The 20,134-nt window shown below is 64.4% G+C and carries 23 protein-coding genes; 8 read left to right on the plus strand and 15 right to left on the minus strand.

The window, feature by feature from the left end; genetic code table 11:
• Window positions 1-13 precede the first annotated feature (13 nt).
• Window positions 14-931 carry a 3'(2'),5'-bisphosphate nucleotidase CysQ family protein gene (locus CWE16_RS07430; RefSeq protein ID WP_131594328.1) on the plus strand — a complete coding sequence of 306 codons (918 nt, stop codon included), beginning with the start codon at window positions 14-16 and terminating at the stop codon, window positions 929-931.
• Window positions 932-954: 23 nt separating this feature from the next.
• Here CWE16_RS07430 and CWE16_RS07435 read toward each other — a convergent pair whose 3' ends face one another.
• From CWE16_RS07435 to sppA, 14 genes are all read right to left on the minus strand, one after another.
• Window positions 955-3,120 (minus strand): polyribonucleotide nucleotidyltransferase, encoded by a 2,166-nt coding sequence (locus CWE16_RS07435; protein WP_131594330.1) that lies wholly within the window; start codon window positions 3,118-3,120, stop codon window positions 955-957.
• A gap of 108 nt (window positions 3,121-3,228) precedes the next feature.
• On the minus strand, window positions 3,229-3,531 hold the full coding sequence (gene rpsN, locus CWE16_RS07440; RefSeq protein ID WP_131454650.1) for a 30S ribosomal protein S14: 303 nt from the start codon (window positions 3,529-3,531) through the stop codon (window positions 3,229-3,231).
• Between the two features lie 61 nt (window positions 3,532-3,592).
• Window positions 3,593-4,678, minus strand: coding sequence for an RIP metalloprotease RseP (gene rseP, locus CWE16_RS07445; protein ID WP_131594332.1), 1,086 nt, complete (start codon window positions 4,676-4,678; stop codon window positions 3,593-3,595).
• Window positions 4,679-4,697: 19 nt separating this feature from the next.
• Window positions 4,698-5,975, minus strand: coding sequence for a serine--tRNA ligase (gene serS, locus CWE16_RS07450; RefSeq protein ID WP_131594334.1), 1,278 nt, complete (start codon window positions 5,973-5,975; stop codon window positions 4,698-4,700).
• 41 nt (window positions 5,976-6,016) lie between these two features.
• The gene (locus CWE16_RS12125; RefSeq protein ID WP_164498732.1) at window positions 6,017-6,178 is read right to left on the minus strand and encodes a hypothetical protein; all 162 of its coding nucleotides are present in this window, start codon (window positions 6,176-6,178) and stop codon (window positions 6,017-6,019) included.
• 81 nt (window positions 6,179-6,259) lie between these two features.
• Window positions 6,260-7,771 (minus strand): AAA family ATPase, encoded by a 1,512-nt coding sequence (locus CWE16_RS07455; RefSeq protein ID WP_131594336.1) that lies wholly within the window; start codon window positions 7,769-7,771, stop codon window positions 6,260-6,262.
• On the minus strand, window positions 7,761-8,330 hold the full coding sequence (locus CWE16_RS07460; protein WP_131594338.1) for a YceD family protein: 570 nt from the start codon (window positions 8,328-8,330) through the stop codon (window positions 7,761-7,763). The genes CWE16_RS07455 and CWE16_RS07460 overlap by 11 nt, the downstream gene beginning before the upstream one ends.
• Entirely contained in the window at window positions 8,327-9,472 is a 1,146-nt protein-coding gene (yidC, locus tag CWE16_RS07465; protein ID WP_131594340.1) for a membrane protein insertase YidC, read from the minus strand. The genes CWE16_RS07460 and yidC overlap by 4 nt, the downstream gene beginning before the upstream one ends.
• A 70-nt stretch (window positions 9,473-9,542) precedes the next feature.
• The gene (locus CWE16_RS07470) at window positions 9,543-9,953 is read right to left on the minus strand and encodes a PH domain-containing protein (protein WP_131454644.1); all 411 of its coding nucleotides are present in this window, start codon (window positions 9,951-9,953) and stop codon (window positions 9,543-9,545) included.
• Window positions 9,950-10,348: a ribonuclease P protein component gene (locus tag CWE16_RS07475; protein WP_131594342.1), complete on the minus strand. Its 399-nt coding sequence runs from the start codon at window positions 10,346-10,348 to the stop codon at window positions 9,950-9,952. Before CWE16_RS07475 ends, CWE16_RS07470 begins: the two co-directional genes overlap by 4 nt.
• 14 nt (window positions 10,349-10,362) lie before the next feature.
• Window positions 10,363-10,500, minus strand: coding sequence for a 50S ribosomal protein L34 (gene rpmH / locus CWE16_RS07480; protein WP_131454642.1), 138 nt, complete (start codon window positions 10,498-10,500; stop codon window positions 10,363-10,365).
• A gap of 58 nt (window positions 10,501-10,558) precedes the next feature.
• Window positions 10,559-11,146, minus strand: coding sequence for a DUF2808 domain-containing protein (locus tag CWE16_RS07485; protein WP_131594857.1), 588 nt, complete (start codon window positions 11,144-11,146; stop codon window positions 10,559-10,561).
• A 113-nt stretch (window positions 11,147-11,259) separates the two neighbouring features.
• Window positions 11,260-11,640, minus strand: coding sequence for a chorismate mutase (gene aroH / locus CWE16_RS07490; protein ID WP_131594344.1), 381 nt, complete (start codon window positions 11,638-11,640; stop codon window positions 11,260-11,262).
• On the minus strand, window positions 11,637-12,446 hold the full coding sequence (gene sppA, locus CWE16_RS07495; protein WP_131594859.1) for a signal peptide peptidase SppA: 810 nt from the start codon (window positions 12,444-12,446) through the stop codon (window positions 11,637-11,639). The genes aroH and sppA overlap by 4 nt, the downstream gene beginning before the upstream one ends.
• A gap of 53 nt (window positions 12,447-12,499) precedes the next feature.
• Between sppA and CWE16_RS07500 the strand changes: the two genes are divergently transcribed.
• Genes CWE16_RS07500 through CWE16_RS07510 form a run of 3 tightly spaced genes read left to right on the plus strand, consistent with a single transcriptional unit; the run spans window position 12,500 to window position 16,427 of the window.
• On the plus strand, window positions 12,500-13,459 hold the full coding sequence (locus CWE16_RS07500; protein WP_131594346.1) for a DMT family transporter: 960 nt from the start codon (window positions 12,500-12,502) through the stop codon (window positions 13,457-13,459).
• Entirely contained in the window at window positions 13,459-14,571 is a 1,113-nt protein-coding gene (locus tag CWE16_RS07505) for a glycosyltransferase family 4 protein (RefSeq protein ID WP_131594348.1), read from the plus strand. The genes CWE16_RS07500 and CWE16_RS07505 overlap by 1 nt, the downstream gene beginning before the upstream one ends.
• On the plus strand, window positions 14,562-16,427 hold the full coding sequence (locus CWE16_RS07510) for an ArnT family glycosyltransferase (protein ID WP_443081611.1): 1,866 nt from the start codon (window positions 14,562-14,564) through the stop codon (window positions 16,425-16,427). The genes CWE16_RS07505 and CWE16_RS07510 overlap by 10 nt, the downstream gene beginning before the upstream one ends.
• Here the strand turns inward: CWE16_RS07510 and CWE16_RS07515 are convergent.
• A complete protein-coding gene (locus tag CWE16_RS07515; protein WP_131594352.1) occupies window positions 16,421-16,963 on the minus strand; it encodes a DUF721 domain-containing protein in 543 nt (180 codons plus the stop codon). The genes CWE16_RS07510 and CWE16_RS07515 overlap by 7 nt on opposite strands.
• A 76-nt stretch (window positions 16,964-17,039) precedes the next feature.
• On the opposite strand from CWE16_RS07515, the gene CWE16_RS07520 reads away from it, so the two are divergent.
• From CWE16_RS07520 to CWE16_RS07535, 4 genes are read left to right on the plus strand one after another with little or no spacing between them, the layout of a single operon-like run.
• Window positions 17,040-17,816 carry a PspA/IM30 family protein gene (locus tag CWE16_RS07520; RefSeq protein WP_131594354.1) on the plus strand — a complete coding sequence of 259 codons (777 nt, stop codon included), beginning with the start codon at window positions 17,040-17,042 and terminating at the stop codon, window positions 17,814-17,816.
• Between the two features lie 35 nt (window positions 17,817-17,851).
• Window positions 17,852-18,178: a thioredoxin gene (gene trxA, locus CWE16_RS07525; protein WP_131594356.1), complete on the plus strand. Its 327-nt coding sequence runs from the start codon at window positions 17,852-17,854 to the stop codon at window positions 18,176-18,178.
• Complete coding sequence (locus CWE16_RS07530) at window positions 18,165-19,358, plus strand: aminotransferase class I/II-fold pyridoxal phosphate-dependent enzyme (RefSeq protein ID WP_131594358.1); 1,194 nt, start codon at window positions 18,165-18,167, stop codon at window positions 19,356-19,358. Before trxA ends, CWE16_RS07530 begins: the two co-directional genes overlap by 14 nt.
• Entirely contained in the window at window positions 19,340-20,119 is a 780-nt protein-coding gene (locus tag CWE16_RS07535; protein WP_236629637.1) for a biotin--[acetyl-CoA-carboxylase] ligase, read from the plus strand. The genes CWE16_RS07530 and CWE16_RS07535 overlap by 19 nt, the downstream gene beginning before the upstream one ends.
• The last annotated feature ends 15 nt before the right edge of the window (window positions 20,120-20,134 follow it).

A 20,134-nucleotide genomic window follows, 5' to 3' on the forward strand; every position in this document is an offset into this window, starting at 1 on the left:
CCCAGAGATCTCCATGATGCCGAGCCCCCTGACCTTGCCCGCCGGGATCGATCAGGAGGCCCTGTTGCAGGCCCTGCGTCCCCTCTGCTGGGGAGCCGCTGACATCCTGCGTGCCTATGCCCGCGGCGAGCAGCCCCCGCATGGTTTTCCCCAGGCGTTGAGTGTTGATGACGGCGGGGAGGGCCCGGTGTCTGCGGCTGACCTGGCCGTGAACAAGTGGTTGCTGGATGGCCTGTTCGCCGCGTTCCCCGATGCCGACTGGACGCTGCTCAGTGAGGAGACCGCTAAGGAGCAGCTCACGGAGGGGCAACCTGTGCCGGCCGAATGGCTGTGGATTCTCGATCCCCTGGATGGCACCAAGGATTTTCTGCAGGGCACAGGCGAATACGCCGTTCATCTGGCTCTGGTGCGTCACAAGCGGCCGGTACTTGGTGTTGTGTTGCTGCCGGAAGCCGATGAGCTTTGGATCGGCATCGTTGGTGAGGGGGCCTGGTGTGAAGACCGTCAGGGTGAGCGGTCACCCGTACGTTTCAGCGACAGAACCGCGGTTTCGGATCTGATCTTGGTGGCCAGCCGCAGCCATCGCGACGACCGTCTGGCCAGGTTGATTGAGGCCCTCGAGCTCGGCGGTTCCAAAGCCGTGGGCAGCGTTGGCTTCAAGGTGGCCACGATCCTGAGAGGCGAAACCGATCTCTACGTCTCCCTCTCCGGCAAGAGCGCCCCCAAGGATTGGGACATGGCGGCTCCCGAGGCGGTGCTGCTGGCGGCCGGCGGTCGCTTCACCCATGCCGATCAGACTGATCTCACCTACAACACCGGCGATGTGCGTCAGGCCGGTTGCCTGATCGCTAGCCATGGAAAAGCCCATGCCGCGCTTTGTGAGCAAGCGACACGGGCGATGGCCTCGATTGATCCTGGCTTTCAGGTCTGAGGGAGGGTTGAGGTGTGCGCCCCTCAGGTGAGGGGAGCAACGGGGGTGGGAGCGGGTTCAGGCTCAGGCTCTTCACCGTTCTGAGGAACACCGCGCAGCGTGAGGTTGATGCGGCCGCGATTGTCGATTTCGCGGACGCGCACGGTGACCTCGTCGCCCACCTTCACCACGTCTTCCACCTTCTCCACCCGAGCTTCGGAGAGCTGGGAGATGTGGATCATGCCCTCCTTGCCGGGGAGGATCTCCACGAAGGCACCGATCGGAATGATCCGGGTGATGGCGCCGCTGAACACCTCGCCCTCGTTCACTTTGCGGGTGAGGCCCTCGATGATCTTCTGGGCTTCTTCAGCGGCAGCTCCGTCGTGGGACGCGATGGTGACAATGCCGCTGTCTTCGATGTCGATCTTGGTGTTGGTGCGCTCGGTGATGCCCTTGATCGTGCGACCACCGGGTCCGATCACCGTGCCAATCAGCTCAGGATCGATGCGGAAGCTGAGCAGACGCGGCGCATGGGGAGAGAGCCCCTCCCGTGGCGTGTCGATCGCCTCCATCATTTTTTCGAGGATGTGCAGACGGGCCGGGCGTGCCTGATTCACCGCTTCGGCGATGGTGTTCACGGCCAGACCGGTGATCTTCATGTCCATCTGCAGGGCGGTGATGCCCTTGTCGGTGCCGGCCACCTTGAAGTCCATGTCGCCGAGGAAATCCTCGATGCCCTGGATGTCGGTGAGGATGCGCACCTCATCGCCTTCCTTGATCAGACCCATGGCCGCGCCGCTCACCGGGGCCTTGAGCGGAACGCCGGCGTCCATCAGGGCGAGGGTGCTGCCGCAGACGGAGCCCATGGAGGTGGAGCCGTTGGAGCTCAGCACCTCGCTCACCACTCTCACCACATAAGGGAAGGTGTCCTTGGCGGGCAGCACGGGGATGATGGCCCGCTCCGCAAGAGCGCCGTGGCCGATCTCGCGGCGGCCTGGGGAGCGCATCGGCTTGGTCTCACCGACGGAATAGGGGGGGAAGTTGTAGTGATGCAGATAGGTTTTTTCGGTGCTCGGGTTGAGATCGTCCATCTCCTGGGCATCGCTGGGGGTCCCGAGGGTGGCGGTGGAGAGCACCTGGGTCAGACCCCGCTGGAAGAGCCCGGAACCATGCACGCGCTTGGGCAGCACTCCTGCAGCGGCGCTGATCGGACGCACCTGGTCGAGGCTGCGGCCGTCCACGCGCTTGCCATCTTTGAGGATCTGCTGGCGCATCAGCTTCTTGGTGAGGGCCTTGAAGCTGGTGGGCAGGGCCTTGCCGTTGGCGCTCACGGCCAGCCGCACCGGGTCATCGTCCTTGAGGCCCTGGATCGTTTCGGCTGTGGATGCCTTGATCGCATCGAGCTTCTCGTCCCGTTCGCCCTTGGTTTGCTCAAACTGCTTGAGCACCTCACCAATGGCCTTGCTGCACTGCTTCTCTAGATAGGTGGGAAGTGTGCTGTCCTGTTCGGGGGCCGGTGGGATGACCTGCTCGATCCCGGCCTGCTTGAGAATGTCCTGCTGGGCTTTGATCAGTTCACAGACAGCCTCGTAGCCGAAATCGATGGCTTCGATCACATCCTGTTCAGGAAGCTGGTTGGCTCCCGCTTCCACCATCACCACCCCTTCGGGCGTTCCGGCCACGACCAGATCGAGATCACCGCGCTCGATCTCCCGATAACTGGGGTTGAGTACGAAGTCATCGCCGAGCAGCCCCACGCGCACCGCTGCCATGGGTCCATGGAACGGGATTCCGGCCAGCAGGGTCGCCATCGAGGCCCCGGTCACCGCGAGCACATCAGCAGGTACCCGCTCATCCAGAGACATGCAGGTGGCAACGATCTGCAGGTCGTCACGGAGCCAGCCCGGGAAGAGGGGCCGCATCGGTCGGTCGATCAGCCGGGAGATCAGCGTGGCCCGCTCAGGAGGGCGGCCTTCACGACGCATGAAGCTTCCAGGGATGCGACCGGCGGCATAGAGCCTTTCCTCGTAATCGCAGATCAGCGGAAGGAAATCAATTCCTTCGCGGCCGGCAGAGCGCGTCGCCGTCACCAGCACTGAAGTGTCGCCGCACTCGATCATGACCGAGCCGCCGGCTTGGGGGGCAAAACGCCCTGTCGTCAGTCGAATCTCCCGTCCGTCAAAGGAGATCGACTGGGTTTGTCCTTGCACGTGTGTTTATGTCTTTCTGTCAACCGTCATTCTGTCATTTGACGTGAACGACTGGCCACAAAAAAAGGAGGCAACTCGTTGCCTCCAGCGCATCAGCAGTGAACAAAATCACCAGCTGGACTTGACCACGCCAGGAAGTTCACCCTTGTGGGCCCGTTCCCGCAGTTGGTTGCGGCACAGACCGAAATCGCGATAGACGCCCCTGGGCTTGCCGGTGGCCCAGCAGCGATTGCGCATGCGGGTGGGGGCACTGTTGCGTGGCAGGGCCTGGATCTTGCGATGGATTTCCAGACGCTCCATGGGGTCGGCTGCCTTGTCGAAGGCTTCCATCAGTGCCGCACGCTTCGCCGCATAGCGCTCGACCATTTTCTTCCGCTTCACATCGCGGGCGATCATCGACTTCTTAGCCATGCGGGCGAGATAAACGGGCGAACTAATCCACAACCTTACCTTGTGGCCGGTCGCGCATGGCTCAACGGCCGCTGAGCTGCTGCACGAGGGGCAGCTGGCTGGTGTCACGCACGATCAGCACCAGGCTCAGGCCCAGCAGCAGCAGCAGGCCTGATTGCATCACGGCCATCTGGAAACGCTCAGGCAGCGGGCGGCCTCGCACAGCTTCCAGCAGCAGGAACACCAGTTGGCCTCCGTCGAGCAGGGGCAAGGGCAGGGCGTTGAGCACGGCCAGGTTCACAGAGATCAGGGCGGTGAACAGCACAAGTCCCCCCTGGCCCTGGCTGCTGAGCTGGGCTCCCATCTCAACGATTTTCACCGGGCCACTCACCTGCTGGGCGGTCTGGCCAAAGTGGGTCATCAGTCCGCCGTAGCCCGCCACGGTGCTGCGAAGCAGGCCGGTGAATTCACCGCTGCCAAAGCGGATCGCCTCAAGCGGACTCCTCGCCGGGCGCAGGCTGCCCATGCGATTCACCTGCAGCTGAGCGCCGATCCGCCCCAGGCCATCACGATCCTCTGGGATCAGGACCAGGGTCTGCTCAGAGTCCGCATCGCGACGGGTCAGCAGTTTCAAGGACTGACCAGGTTCACTCTGGATCCGATTCACCAGGGTCTGGACAGCGTCCTGGCCGGGGCCGAGGGGCTGGTCATTCAGTCGCAGAATCCTGTCTCCAGCCTTCAGGCCTGCCTTGGCGGCCGCTTCCCCTGGCTGCACTGCCACCACGAGGACCCCTGGATCCGGGTCGGCGGGAAGTCCGGCGAAGGCCGACTGGCCCACCAGCAGCAACCAGGCCAGAGCCAGATTGGCCAGCACTCCAGCGCTGATCACCAGGACCCGTTGGGGAATCGGACGGTTGCGCAACAGATCCGGGTCATCCGCTGGGATTGGGCTGTCCTCCTCGTCGTCCGGGAAGGACACGAAGCCGCCCAGAGGAAGCAAGCGCAGCGCGTAGGTCACGCCACGAATCTGTCGCTTGATCAGGGCCGGACCGAAGCCCACCGAAAACCCATTGACGCGGATGCCTTGGCCCACGGCCGCCAAGAAATGGCCTGCTTCATGGATCACCACCAGGAGGCCCAGGGCGATCAGAGCTGCAAGAACGTTCACACCGCCTTGGTCAATCGGGTCATTCTGGCTGGAGACGCTCGCCACCGAAGTACGGCACGAGCGCGGCCGGTAGTTTCACGCTGCCGTCGCTCTGCTGGCCGTTCTCCAGAAGCGCCGCCACCGTGCGCCCGATGGCCAGGCCGCTGCCATTGAGAGTGTGCACCAGACGGGTGTTCTTGTCTTCTTTGGTGCGGATCGAGGAGCGCCGTGCCTGGAAATCGCTGCAGACGCTGCAGCTGGAAATCTCTCGGTAGGCGCCTGCACCAGCAAGCCACACCTCCAGGTCGTAGGTGCGTGCCGCTGAGAAACCGAGATCGCCGGTGCAGAGCTCCAGCACCCGGTAGGGAAGCTCAAGGGCCTGCAGGACCGCCTCGGCATCGGCGGTGATCTGGGCGTGGGCCTCCGCTGAATGGTCGGGGTGGGCGAACCAGTAGAGCTCCACCTTGTTGAACTGGTGCAGGCGGATCAGTCCCCGAGTATCCCGGCCGTAGCTGCCTGCCTCACGGCGGAAGCAGGGGCTGTAGGCCACATAACGCAGGGGCAGTTGGTCTGCCGGGATGATTTCGTCTCGATGCAGGGAGGTCACCGGCACCTCTGCGGTGGGCGTCAGCCAGAGGTCATCGTCAGCGCAGCGGAAGCTCTCCTCCGCAAACTTGGGGAGCTGTCCCGATCCCGTGAGGCTGGCGGTGTTGACCAGCACGGGTGGCAACACCTCCCGGTAACCCTTGCTGGTGTGGAGATCCAGCATGAAGTTGATCAGGGCCCTTTCCAGGCGCGCCCCCTGGCCGAACAGGGTGACGAACCGGCTTTGGGCAATGCGTACCGAGCGCTCCGTGTCGAGCAGTCCCAGGCGATCGGCAATCGCCCAATGCTCCTCCAGTCCGCTCTGCTCTCGCGGTGTGCCCCAGCGACGCACCTCGCGGTTGTCGTTCTCATCACGCCCATCTGGGCAGTCGGCTGAGGGCAGGTTGGGCAGGGTGAGCAGCTGATCCCGCAGGCGGGTGTTCAGTTGCTTCTCCTCGTCTTCGAGCACCGCAACCTTTTGCTTGATCGCATTGCCCTGCTGACGCAGCTCCGCGACTTCCTCGCCTTTGGGGTCAGCCCCAGCTTTGATCCGCAGGCCAACCTCTTTGCCGATGCGGTTGCCTTCCGCTTGAAGGGAACTGCGCTGCTCCTCGAGATCCCGCTGTTGCTGGGCGATCAACTGCAGACCGGTGAGGTCCACATCCATGCCCCGCCGACCGAGCTCCCGGGCGATCAGGTCGGGGTTGTCACGCACCAAGCGCTGGTCGAGCACGGCGGTTGAGGAACTGGCGCCGGCAGCCTAGGTGCTGGTGCTCAGAGGACCTGGCCGACCATCACGGCTGCGACGGCGGAAAAGAGGGTGATTCCCAGGGCAGTGATCGGGTTCTGACCTTGGGCGACAGCCACAGTGGTGATCACGCCGGCTCCCAGGCAGGCCACAGCCAGCTGGCTGGTGAGATCGCTCGAACGGTTCAAGGCCCTTCTGTCGGTATTGCAGCGAACTTACGGAGCGTGTTGGAGGCTGTCCTGCCACGTCTGAGGCTTCGTTACGCCGCGTCAGGCTTCTTCACCCTGCGCAACATGCAAAGAGGCTCCCTTGCTGGATGCGGCCCGGGCCCGACCGCTGCTGGCCCAGCGCTGCAGGGCATCCAGCTGCTCCCGTGCCGTTCTTGAGAGAGGAACCAGTTGGTTCGCGGCACGAATCAGATCGCTTTCCGCCAGCTCCCGCCGTTCGGCGAAGGCAAGGTGCATCGCCTCGATCACCGTCTGCTCGAGTTCGGCTCCCGAATAGCCCTCCGTGCGATCGACCACGGTCTGGAGCGGCAGGGTCAGGCCAGGTCGGCGGCGCTCCACATGCAGGGTCAGGATGCTGCTCCGCTCTTCCACTCCGGGCAGATCCAGCAGGAAGATCTCATCGAAACGCCCCTTGCGCAGCAGCTCGGGCGGCAGACGATCGACCGCATTGGCTGTGGCGACCACGAACACCGCCGATCGTTTCTCCGCCATCCAGGTGAGCACCGTGGCCAGCACCCGCTGACTGGTACCTCCATCGCTGCGGGCATCACCGCCGAAGCCCTTGTCGATTTCGTCAATCCAGAGCACGCACGGGGCCATGGCCTCCGCTCGCTGAATCGTTTCCCGTGTTCGTGCTTCGCTGGCGCCGACCAGGCCGGCGAAGAGCCGCCCGACATCAAGGCGCAGCAGCGGCATGGCCCAGCTGTGGGCAATGGCCCTGGCCGTGAGTGACTTGCCTGTCCCCTGAGGCCCCACCAGCAGCACGCCCCGGGGCAAGGGCAGGCCGAAGCGTCTGGCTTCATCGCTGAAGGCCTGATGGCGCTGCTCAAGCCAGTGCTTCAAGGCATCGTGCCCACCGATGTCGGCTGGATCGGCTTCCGTATGGCAAAACTCGAGCACTTCGCTGCGGGCCAGGCAGCGTCGCTTCTCCTCCAGCACATCGTCCAAATCGAGACGGCTCAGTTGCCCCCGCTGGGCTAAGGCCCTTGCCGCCACATGGCGCACCCTGGCCTCTGTGAGGCCACTGCAGGCATGGGTGAGCTCTTCAAGCACCACGTCATCCAGTCCCTGACCCCCGGCCCTGGCGATCGACTGGAGCAGGGTCTTGATCTCCTCCTCCCGCGGGAGGGGGAGATCAAGAAGCGTGAGGCATTCCTCCAGCTCCGCCGGCGGCGACCAGGCTCCGCTGCAAAGCACCAGGGTGTGGGGGCGTTCCCTCAGGCCGACGGCCAGATTGCGAAGCATCCGGGCGATGCCGGGGTCGTCGCAGAAGCGATGAAAGTCTTTGAGCAGCAGCAGGGTTGGTCGACTTGCCTCCAGATCCTGCAGCCACTGGAGTACAGCCATCGGCTGCCGGGCTCCGGTGCCTTCCTGGTTGAGGGCTCCTTGCAGTCCGCTGATGAAATCCCAGCTGCTGAGCTGCCGCCCAGGGAGCCGTTGAACCACGCTGGCGAGTAGCGCCTGAACCCGCTCTTCCTCCGTGCTGCGGATCCAGATCAGGGGCGTCCCTGCCCGGATCAGCAGGTCGAGCTGATCACTCCATTCAGGATGCATCGTCGTCTCCGCCCGCCAGTTGCTTCAGGGCCTGCCATCGGGGATCGATCGCTCCCTGGCCGAGGGCCTCGCTGCTGGCGTCTGTGCTGCAGGGGTCTGTGCTCCGGGTGTTCGTTGACGAACCAGGCATGCCTGGACACTCTGAACCGCAACGGTTGACCACCGGGAGCTGCAGGCTGAGCTGCTCAAACACCCAGCGCTCGGGTTCAAAGTGGCTGCGGGGATCAAGGGATTCCACGAGTCCCTCTGGGGCGTCCATGTCCAGACCGGCCTCGGTCATCGCGTCGGCACTTGGCTCGGCACCAAGCCAGATCAGTTCTTTCACCTCCGCGCTCAGGCGATGGTTGAACTGACCAAGGCAACGGTCACAACAGAGGGTCACAATCGTTTCGAGGGAGCCCTCCACCTCAAGAACGTTGCCGCGATGCTCGGCCTGAAGGTGCCCCCTTACGGGAGTCAGGCTGGGCAGATCGTCGAGACTGCCCTCCACAGTCCATTCCTTCGCGACTCCAAGAGCCTGAAGTTCACGCAGGGGGATGGGCTCGAGCCCTGGGATCATTTGCTCCTGGGCTCGAAGGGAAGACGACCCGCCTGACCGGCAGAGCCAGAGGCCCCCGCAGTGGCGGTCGATGCCTGCTGACGCAGCTGATCATCGAGGATCGTCTGCAGGTTCTCGGGCAGGGTTTCGCGGGTGAGCAGAAAGGTCTGCGCCGCTTGGAAGATATTGGCGATGACCATGTAAAGCAGAACGCCCGCCGGCAAGGGGAAGAACAGGAACATGCCAGTGATCATCACGGGTGTGATCTTGTTGGCGGTGGCCTGCTGGGGGTTGGCGGGCATGCCCATGCCTGAGAGCAGCTGGGACGCAAACAGGCTGAGGCCGAAGGCTCCAACAAGGATTGCGATATCCCAGTTGATTGCGCCATCGGTGTAGAAGCCCACCTGGCCTAACGCTTTGATGAAGAGGAAACCGCTCCGGGCTGCCAGGCCAGGAATCTTTCCTTCAACCGTGGCATCACCCGCGGCAAGGGCCGTGATCGTTCCGTCCTGAGACACCGAAACGATCGAATCGCCCTTGGTCACCGACCAGGTCGGAAGGAACGTCTGTCCGTTCTCAACGCCGCTGAGAACGTTGCTGAAGCTTTCTCCGCTCTTTGTTTGCAGCTGGATCGTGGCTGACTCACCCTCACCGAGCTTCGTGCCTCCAGGCAGGCTGGCGATCACCGGCACGTGGTTGGTTTCGCTGATGAAGATCGAGTGGCTGGCGCTGTTGAAGGGCTTCGGTTCCACAGCAGCGATCTGCTCTGCCGGCAGCACCTTCAGATTCAGGGTGTAGGGCACATCCGCGAACGGAGATCCGCGCAGGGTCGCGAACAGGGCGAACAGAATCGGCATCTGCACCAGCAGGGGCAGGCATCCCGCAAGCGGGCTGCCGAATTCCTTCATGAGTTTTCCAAGTTCTTCCTGCTGCTTCTGGGGGTTGTTAGCGAAGCGCGACTTGATTTCGGCTTGGCGCTTCTGCATCACCGGTTGGGCAATGCGCATGCGCCGGGCGCTGCGGATTGAACCGGCGCTCAGTGGGAAGAGGGCCAGGCGGATCACCACCGTGAGCGCCACGATCGCCAGGCCGTAGCTCGGCACCAATCCATAGAAGAAATCCAGGATCGGGATCAGCAGGTTGTCGGAGATGTACCCGATCACGTTGGTTCAGTCCTTGGGGAGGGGCAAAACGTGCTGCCAGTGTGCAACAGCGGCAGCGGATTGTTGGAGCTCAGGCAGCGAAGCCCTTGGCATCCTCGCTCTTGTCAGCGGTGCTGCGCGTTTGGATGCGCTGCAGTACATAGGCCTCTGCCTCGCGGAACCGAGGAACGGAACGCATCTCGAGGCGGGAGCCATCGTTGAGCACCAGCACCATGTCGCCCCAGGCTCCAAATCCGCGGGGCACGCTGCGCACCTCCCGAATCTGGCTGTAGACCACCTGACTGCGGTCGCGGCCCATCCAGCCACCGCTGACGGAGATTCGGCGACTGGTGATCGTGAAGCGCAGCCAGAGGGCCCGCACCACGGCCCCAACGGCAAAGGGCAGGCCGATCAGGGTGAGGCCGAACAGGAGATTGATGAGGAGATCTCCCCGGGCGGGACCACCCTCGTAGAAGGTCTCTTCGGACAGGGAGGCGGTCATGGCAGCAGGCCGGCGTTCTTGAGCAATCTGTCGCATTCTTCCAGCAGCGGGGCTTCGAGGAGCTGGACTCCCGGCCGCAGACTGATCAGCAGCCATTGGTCACCCTGCTCAGCAGCCTGTTCAAGCCGTCGGCGCAGGTGCTCGTGGAGGCGGCGTCTCAGCTTGTTCCGCACCACGGAGCGCTTGCTGACCTTGTTGCTGATCACGACGCCGCAGCGGCAGCGACACGACTCAGGTGCCTGCCGTTCCCAGCGTTGGAGCACTGGATTCAGCAATCTGGGTTCGGCTTGCACCACGCGGAGCACCATGTGCTCGCCATCAAGACGTCGACCGCGTCGGTGCAGACGGTTGAAGCAGCGGTGGCCCCGCAGGCGCATGGGTGCCGGCAGAACCATCGCTCAGCGGTTGCTCAGACCGAGACCCGCGCCCGACCACGCTTGCGGCGGCTGCGGATCACGCGGCGGCCGGTGTGGGTACGCATGCGAACACGGAAGCCGGAGACGCGCTTGCGCTTACGGCTGGTGCCACCGAGTGTTCTCTTGGTCATGGATTTTCGGCGCCCGGCCTGTCGTCAATTCGATAATTTATCAGCCGGGATGCCCGGCTCATTCGATGTCGATCAGCCAGCTGCCCAGATAGCCAGCCACGGGAACGTCCCCGGGAGCCTGGGCGAGAGCATTGAACTGGAACATGCCACCGCGATTGGGATTGAAGATGTTCATCACTACCGCATAGGTTCCGCCAGTCGGGATGGGGGTGTCAGGGAACACCTCGATCGCCGTCTGCTTCTCATTCACCTCGAATACCGCTGGCAGCTTCTCCTTGCAACGGCTTCGCGACAGCATGCCGCCAAGCTCCATGCGGCAGAGAGCCAGGTTGTCAGGTGTGATTTTTGAGTTGAAGTAATCGGGCACCGTGATGCTGAGCTTGAGGATCGCGGTCTTGCGGTCCTTCGGACGGAGCATCAGGAAATACTCCGCCTTCTCCAGCTGCATCGTGGAGCTCTGGAAGTAATAGAGCTTCCTGTAGTCGCGGCTGTTCTCCCAGCGAAATTCCAGCAGGGCCGGCGTTCCTTGAGCTTGAACCTGGCGTGGAGCAGTGGCGTCCAGGAGCGAAGCCCCCCCGAGAAGCCCTGCGGCTGCAACACCGCTGGCGAGGCCGAAGCCCCCAAGGGCCTGTCGAAGGGGAGTCATGAATCGGTTGTGCATCGGGAAGCGGATGGCGACGGCCATCGGCGGAGGTCATGAAATCGATTGTCCTGAGCCTGAACGCGGGAACGACGATCCCTGGGCCGGCCCTGGAGCTGTCAGTTGTGACCGGATCGGTCTGGTCGCAGCCGACTGGCCTCGCCGAGATAGGCATGACAAGGCGTCTGATCGGCTGGTAGCCACACGTGAGCCAGTAGACGGATGCAGCGGGCTAGATCCCCCTGAACCGCCATCTGCTGGCAGTCGAGCAGAGCAACGCTGTCCCAGCCGGCATGGCGCCGGGCGATGGCTGCGGGAAAACAGGCGTCGAGATCGGCGGTCACCGAGAAGGTGACCGACACGATCCGTTCAGGGGAGAGCCGGTTGCGTTCCACCATCGCCGTCACCAACTCCTGCACCGAGGCCTCGATGGCGTCAACGGTGTTGGCCGGACAGGTGGTCGCTCCACGCAGCCCTTGCAATCGCAGTGATTCGCTCATGGGCGATACAGCCAGAGGGCCTGGCCGCAGAGCAGAAGTTCGCTTTCCAGCGCCGACCCCAGGCGGCTGAGCCATTCGGATCCTGGGAGCAGCCCCATCAGTTGCTTGCGCGGTTTGCCGAGGGTCACCGGTCGACAGTCCTCATCCAGGTCGGCCAGTTCCGCTGCGATGGTTCGGGCCGCCTCCTCATCACCCAAGACATCCACCAGACCGAGTGCCTTCGCTTGGGCGCCGCTGAACACCCGTCCATCAGCGAAGCCGCGCACCACTGAAGGCTCGAGATTTCGACCCTGTGCCACGGCCTCCACAAACTGGTCGTAGCTGCTGTCAATCAGCTCCTGCAGCAGCTGTCGTTCCTCGCTGCTGAGCGCGCGATCAGGGGACAGGATGTCTTTGAAGGCACCACTTTTGACCGTCTCGAAGCGGATTCCGATCCGTTCCAGGAGCTTGGAGAGATTGTTGCCTCGAAGAATCACGCCGATGGAGCCGGTGATCGTGCCTGGATTGCTCACGATCGTTTCCGCGGCCACTCCGACATAGACCCCACCGGAGGCGGAGATGTTGCCGAAGCTGGCCACCACACGGCAGCCCTTCTCCCGCAGACGCAGCAGCGCCGCATGGATCTCCTGGCTGTCGCCCACCGTGCCTCCAGGGCTGTCGATCCGCAGCAGCAGGGCGGGGAATTCTCTCTTCTCCACCTCGCGAAGAGCCTTCAGCACGCGCCGTCGCGTGGTGGCCGCAATGGGGCCCTCGATGGCAATCCGCGCCATCCGTCGGCGGGATTTGCGGCGCCAAGGCCAGACCATATGCGTCATCCGTTGTCGTTCGGATCTTAAAAAGGAGCCTGCTGGATGGCCCCATGGTTTCCCTCCGCCTCGGGCTTCTGCTGGTCTTGCCCTTTGCTCTTTGGGGCACGGCGATGGCCGCGATGGCGCCCCTCCTCGATTCAGGAGGGCCATTGTTGGTGGCGGCGCTGCGTTTGCTGCCGGCTGGGGTCGCCCTGTTGCTGAGTCTCCCCTTCCTCGGGGCCTCCCCTCGGGTGGCGCCCGCCGATCTGGGCTGGTTTCTGCTTTTCACACTGGTGGATGCCACCGTCTTTCAGTTCTGCCTGGCCCGTGGACTCGCAGGCACCGGTGCCGGTCTCGGCTCCGTGCTGATCGATTCCCAGCCTCTGATGGTTGCCCTTCTGGCCAGGGCTCTCTTTGCCGAGGCGATCAATCCCGTCGGCTGGATCGGATTGCTGCTGGGTCTTGCTGGCATCCTCTGTTTGGGTGTCCCGGCTGACCTTCTCCACCATTGGTGGTTGCTCGGTGCCTCGGTTCCCGCCTCCGGACTGCTGGATGGTGGGGCGCTTTGGATGCTGGCGGCGGCCGTGGCCATGGCCCTGGGCACCGTTCTGAGTCGTTTCGCTTGCCGCGACAGTCACCCCGTCACCGTGACCGGTTGGCACATGATTCTTGGGGGGATCCCTCTGCTGCTCTTTCACGCTGCCGATGCCCGCCGCCCCTTCCTGCCGCCTTGGACTCTTCCCCAGTGGGGGCTGATGGCCTACGCAAGTCTTCTCGGTAGTGCCCTGGCCTACGGGCTCTTTTTCTGGTTCGCCACTCGCCGAGAGCTCACCGGTTTCACCACCCTCGGCTTCCTCACCCCCGTGTTTGCTCTCATCTCCGGTGGACTCTGGCTCCAGGAGCGGCTCGAACCGCTTCAGTGGGTGGGTGTGATGCTCGTGCTGCTCTCCGTTGTGTTGGTCAGTCAGCGCCGTCGTCTTTGGGAGCCTCTTGGCCCCGCGCCCCTCGTTTCAACCGGAGAGTCCGGCTGATGGCCAGCGCTCCTCGCGATCTCGTGCTCGTCAGCACCCCGATCGGTTATCTCGGCAGTGGGCGGGGCGGAGGCGTGGAGCTCACCCTGGCCTCCTTGACCCAGGGCCTGCAGGCGCGTGGCCATCGCCTCACGCTTGTCGCACCAGAGGGTTCGTCTCTCCCAGCGGGTTGTGATGGCGTGGCTCTGCATACCGTTGCCGGCGGAGACCAGCCCAGCTGGCAGCACGCTGATGCCGACGGCCCCGTGCTGATTCCCCCCGATGCCGTGCTGCCCCGTCTCTGGGAGAGGGCCCTCGCGCTCGGGGAGGAGGCCGATGCCGTGCTCAATTTCAGCTACGACTGGTTGCCGTTGTGGCTCACTCCCCGAGTTCAGCCAAGGATTTTTCATCTGATCAGCATGGGGTCCGTGGCCCGGGTCATGGACCAGTTGGTCGCAGACCTGGCCCGCTGGGATCAACGACGGCTTGCCTTCCACACCCATCGCCAGGCGGCCGATTTCAGCTTGCCGGCAGCGGCGCAGGTGGTCGGCAATGGCTTTGATCTCAGCCGCTATCAGTTCCAGCTCGAAGCCGGGGGGGCCTTGGGCTGGGCAGGGCGGGTCGCGCCTGAAAAAGGACTGGAGGATGCTGCTGCCGTGGCCGCTGTCCTGCAGGAGCCACTGCAGGTGTGGGGTGTGGTCGAAGATCCCGCCTATGCCGCCCGGGTGGAACGTGCTGTGCCGCCCGGCACGATTGTTTGGCGTGGTTTCCTGCCGACGGCAGAACTCCAGAAGGAGCTGGGGCGTTGCCGGGCCCTGATCAACACGCCCAAATGGAATGAGGCCTACGGCAACGTGGTGGTTGAGGCACTCGCCTGCGGAGTGCCAGTTGTTGCCTATGACCGCGGGGGGCCAGGAGAACTGCTGCAGAACGGAGTGACGGGCTGGTTGGTGTCTCCCGACGATCGCGACGCGTTGTTGGCCGCGACTCGAAAGGTCGATGCAATCGATCGCCAGGCTTGCCGACGCTGGGTTGAGGCCCATGCCAGTCAGGCCGTGTTCGCCGAGCGGGTGGAGCAATGGCTGGATCTCACCCTTGCGGCAGGGGATGGCAGCATCTCTCGATGCCCATGACCCCCTCGGCAGTGTCGCCAACCCCCACGCCGCGGCTCTCGCCTCGTCAACGCCGTCGCGGCCTGCTGCTGGTTCTGGCCCTCGGGCTGCTCCTCTGCGTCTGGCAGCTTGGTGGCACTGGCCTTGTGGATGAAACGCCGCCTTTATTCGCCGCCTCTGGGCGGGCCATGGCCCGCACCGGCGACTGGCTGACGCCCCGGGTGAATGGCTTGCCGCGCTTTGACAAGCCTCCTCTTGTGTACTGGCTGATGGGTCTTGGTTATGCCCTTCCAGGGCAGGCTCAGTGGGACTCTCTCGGTACCTGGGCCGCGCGCTTGCCTTCGGCACTGGCGACCATCGCGGCCATGCTCATGCTCGCCGATACGGTGATGAGGCATCCACAGGCTGGGGATGGTCAGCCGCGTCGTACAGCTGTTGCGGTTGCTTTGGCCTTCGTGCTCTCACCCCTGGTGCTCCTCTGGAGCCGCACGGCCGTCAGTGATGCCCTGCTCAGCGGCACCCTCGCTGTCAGCCTGCTTTGTCAGTGGCGCTGTCATGTCACTGGCGGTCGTCGCTGGTGGCTTGCCTGGGTGGGGCTGGGCTTCGCGGTTCTGACCAAAGGCCCGGTTGCCGTGGTGCTGACCGGACTCACCCTGGGACTGTTTGCGTTGTTGCGTCGCGATCTCCCCTCACTCTGGAGACAGCTGCGCCCCCTCCCCGGTCTCTTGATCACCGCCCTGATCAGCGTGCCTTGGTACGTCGCGGAACTGGTGGTGGAGGGGCAGCCCTTTTGGGACAGTTTTTTCGGCTATCACAATCTCCAGCGTTTCACCTCCGTGGTGAATGACCACCTCCAGCCGTGGTGGTTTTTTGGTCCGGTGATGTTGATTGCCGCCCTCCCCTTCACACCGCTTCTGCTGCTCGGGCTATGGCAGGTCATACCCCGCCAGGTTCTGCGTCGTTCTGACGCCCGCCCCGACCAGACGCTCCAGGCTTTCGCTGCCTGCTGGCTGCTGTCGGTGCTGCTGTTGTTTACGTCGGCCGCCACCAAGCTGCCCAGCTACTGGTTGCCAGCGACCCCCGCAGCTGCCTTGCTGATCGTTCTCTCTCTGCGGGCGGCCCCCACGCGCTCCCGGTCCGCCCAGTGGTGGGCCTGGATCGCTGCTGTCGGACTCACCCTGGTGTTGGCGGCGGGTCTCTGGGCATCGCCCCTCTGGGTTCCGCTGATCCAGGATCCGGAGATGCCCACCCTGCCTGCAGAGTTGCTGGCCAGCGGTCTCGTGTTACGGGCAGCGGTCTGTTTCAGCGTCGCTGCCCTTCTCGGGCTTTGGTTGGCCCGCTGCAGGCCTGTTCCTGAGGGATTGCTGGCGATGCAGGGGCCCCTTGTGGTGTTTCAGCTGGTGGCCCTGTTGCCGATGATCTTCCTCGGAGACCGGGTGCGGCAGCTTCCCGTTCGCGAGGCCGCGGCGGAGATGCTCAGGCAGCAGCGTCAGCAGCCCCAGGAGCCGTTGGCGATGGTGGGAGCCATGAAACCGTCCCTGCACTTCTACACCGGTCAGGTGGTCGTCTATGAGGGGCGATCCAAAGGTGCCCTGGTGAACCTGGCGGACCGGTTGCGATTCGAGCAGCGGCGAGGCTGGAGCGGCACGCCGGTCGAGCGCCCGACGGATCACCCCCCCGCCACCGTGTTGGTGCTGATCGATCAGGGCACCACAGAGCGGGAGCACTGGAGGGGCCTGGAGCCACAGCTTTTGGGACGCTATGGAATCTTCCAGCTCTGGCGGGTCGATCGGCGCCGTCTGGAGCAGCGGGCCCGTCGCCTCGCGGCCGACGGCAACGCCCCTGACTGGCGTCGCCCCAGGCCGGAGCGCTACTGATCGGTTGACGCGATCTCTGGAGCGGCCAGTTCCAGACGTCGACAGAAGCCGCAATGCCCCCACAGGGCCATCTCCCCCGCCGGAGCAGGGCTCTGGCAGCGGGGGCAGCGGGCCAGTCCATGCACATCGATGCGGCTGGGATGGCGTTGCCAGATAGCGTCCTCGCTTTCCAATTCGGCTCTTTGGGCCGGATGGTGCTGCTGGATGCGCAGGTCCTTGATGCTGTGCCCGGCACTACGCAAGGCGGCCATGAGCTGGGGCCGGCTGTATTGGAGGGCCTGTCGCCATTGGGGTTGGCTGGCACCGATCGTCAGCAGACCGTTGTGTAGGGAGAGCGGCCTGCAATGCGGAGCCAACTGGGAACCTGCCAACCGGGGCCAGTCTTCCCAGATAGCAGCCAGGGATCCCTCCATCCGCCAGTGCCGCTGCAAGTCCTCCAGGCAGCTGGCGAGGGCTTGGGCCGGTGCTGGTGCAGGCGGCTGGAGCAGTTCGCCGCGGCCGAAACGGCGGCGCTGGGATTGGGGTGCCCTTGCCATGGGGGCATGCTAGTCAGCTCCCTCGCCTCCTCTCGCTAGCCTCCGGGGGCCGCCTCACTCGCTGCTCGTCCCAACCATGGGTTTATTTGATCGGCTCAGTCGTCTGCTGCGCGCCAACCTCAACGATTTGGTGAGCAAGGCGGAGGATCCGGTGAAGATCCTCGATCAGTCTGTGGCCGACATGCAGGCCGACCTGGTCAAGTTGCGCCAGGCGGTGGCGATGGCGATTGCGAGTCAAAAACGACTTCGCAACCAAGCAGAACAGGCTGAGTCTCAGGCCGTGACTTGGTACGAGCGTGCCGAGCTGGCCCTCAAGAAGGGCGAGGACGGTCTGGCCCGGGAGGCCCTCGCTCGACGCAAGACCTATCAAGAGACTGCGACGTCCCTCTCTGGCCAGCTGCAAGGCCAGGATGCCCAGGTGGAGACCCTCAAGAAGAGCCTGGTGGCACTCGAGGGCAAGATCGCCGAGGCGCGCACTAAAAAGGACATGCTCAAGGCTCGAGCCCAGGCGGCCCAGGCCCAGCAGCAGCTCCAAAGTGCCGTGGGCAATCTCGGCAGCAATTCCGCCATGGCTGCCTTCGAGCGCATGGAGGACAAGGTGCAGGCGATGGAGGCCAGCAGCCAGGCCGCTGCCGAGCTCGCCGGGGCCGATCTCGAGAGTCAGTTCGCCGCCTTGGAGGGCGGAAACGATGTTGACGACGAGCTTGCGGCTTTGCGGCAGCGGCTGGAGGGAGGTCCGGAGGCGGTGGCTCTGCCATCAGCCGAAGCGGCTTCGGCTGATGTGGAGCCGGTGAAAGTTGAAGAGGTGGATGCAGAGCTCGAGGAGCTGCGTCGCTCGATCGACAAGCTCTGAGTCCCCATAGGATCAGAGCTATTCGTGCCTTCGCCGTGGCTCAAGCCGTCTCCGATTTCACCGATGCCGTCTTTGCCCAGGAGGTGCTTCAGGCACCCACCACTGTGCTGGTGGATTTCTGGGCTCCCTGGTGTGGTCCCTGTCGCCTGATGGCACCCCTGATGGACTGGGCGGCTGAGACCTATTCCGGCCGGCTTCAGGTGGGCAAGCTCGAAGTGGACGGCAATCCTGCAACCCGGGACGCCTATCAGGTTCAGGGCATCCCCACCCTGATCCTGTTCCGGGACGGTGAGGTGCTGGCACGCCATGAGGGCGCCATCGCCAAGCCACAGCTGCAGGCCTTCCTGGATGCTCACCTCTAAACGCCTTCAACGCCTCGGCAGCGGCGTCTTTGATCGCAACGATCAGCGCAAGCAGCGCTACCGCGAGAGTGCTGCCGCCAGCAGGCTGCCCCTGGTGGATCTTTCGCTCGGATCCACCGATTTGGATCCTCCGCCTCAGGCGGTTGCGTCCATGGCCGCAGCTCTGCAGCGTCCAGGCAGTGCCACCTATTGCCTTCATGCCGGTACACGTCCCCTGAGAGAGGCGGTGCGTGCTTGGTGCTGGTCGCGGTTTGAGGTTGAAGTGGATCCCGATCGGGAGGTGCTGCTGTTGGTGGGTTCCCAGGAGGGCACCGCCCATCTGCCCCTGGCCGTGCTCAACCCGGGTGATGCCGGTCTGATTCTCGATCCCTCCTACCCCTCGCATCAGGGAGGACTGCTTTTAGCCGATGCTCGGATCGAGCGGCTCGCCCTTGAGGCCGACCAGGGCTGGCGTCCTCGCTGGGATCAGTTGAGTCCTTCCATCTGGGATGAGCTTCGGCTGATGGTGATGGGATTTCCCCACAACCCCACCGCTCAGGTCGGCGAGCAGATCTGGCTGGATGAGGCGATGGACCGTGCCCGCCGCCATGATCTGGTGCTGGCCCATGACAATCCCTACCTCGATCTCGCCCTGGACGGAGAGGCTCCAGCCCTGCTGCGAACAGCAGGCTGGAGGGAGCGCGGCATTGAATTCTTCTCCCTGTCGAAGGGATGGTGCCTGGGGGGCTTTCGATTGGCGTTCGCCGTCGGGGCAGAGCCACTGATCACCGCCTTGCGTCAGCTCAAGGGGGTGGTCGACTTCAACCAGTCTCTCGCTCTCCAGCAGGGGGCGATCACGGCCCTCACCGAGGTGCCGGATTGGCCGCGGCGGATTGTGCCGGTCTACCGCGAACGGCGGGACCGCACTCTGACGGCCCTGCAGCGCCTTGGATGGCAGGCGCCGGTTCCCTCGATGGCGCTTTACCTCTGGTTGCCGGTGCCGCCCTGGGCCAAGGAGCGTGGCTGGAGTGATGAGGATCTAGCCGCAGCCCTCCTGGATCATGGTGGCCTGGCGCTCACTCCGGGATCGGGGTTCGGTTCCGCAGGTGCCGGCTGGCTGCGGCTGGCCTTGGTTCAGCCGGCGGAGGAGCTTGAAGCTGCTGTGGCTCGACTCGAGCCCTGGTGGCGTCAGCAGTGCTGAGCCCCTGCGGGTCGGCGTCTCTGGCGTGGCGCCGGCACCAGGCCGGTCTGACCCCCTGGCGCCTGCGGGTCCTGCCGGTGTGCGCGAGCACCGAGATCGAATTGAGTCGTTGGCTGGCGCGGACCCCCTGGCAGGGTGGCGTGCCACGGGCCGTGGTCGCCCGTCGGCAGACCCATGGTCAGGGGCAATGGGGGCGTCGATGGCAGTCGCCTGCGGGGGGGGTCTGGCTCAGTGCTGCCTTGCCCTGGTCTGCTGATCACGGGGCCCCGGGGCTCCTGGGACTGGCCGTCGCTCTGGCCCTGGCGGAACGTCTGGAGCGTCAGGGTTTGCCGGTGGCGATCAAGTGGCCCAACGATCTACTCATCGGCGAGGACAAATTGGCGGGGGTGTTGCCACGGATGGTGCACCGCGGAGGCAGGCTGCGCCTGGCCCGGGTGGGTGTGGGGCTCAATGTTTGCAATCCCGTTCCGGATGGCGCGGTGGCGCTGCGGCAATGGTTGCCGCTCGGCCGTTGTGATCCCGAGGCCTGGACGGCTGAGTTGCTGCTGGCCCTCGATCGGAGTATTGCGTTGGCGGCTGCACCCCAGGCGGTGTGTCAGGGGGTGGAGGAGCGGATCTGGACCAGGACGGTCCGCGATCCCAGTGGTTCGGGGGTCTGGGAGGTGGAGGGGCTATCGGCTGATGGTTCCTTGCGCCTGCGTCAGGGAACCCGGACCAGCAGCTGGACCCGATGGCCAGCTGAGCCGGCCGCCGATCTCTAGAGTCTCGCCGTCTGA

The organism is Synechococcus sp. BS55D (assembly GCF_004332415.1).
Taxonomy (GTDB): Bacteria; Cyanobacteriota; Cyanobacteriia; order PCC-6307; family Cyanobiaceae; genus Synechococcus_C.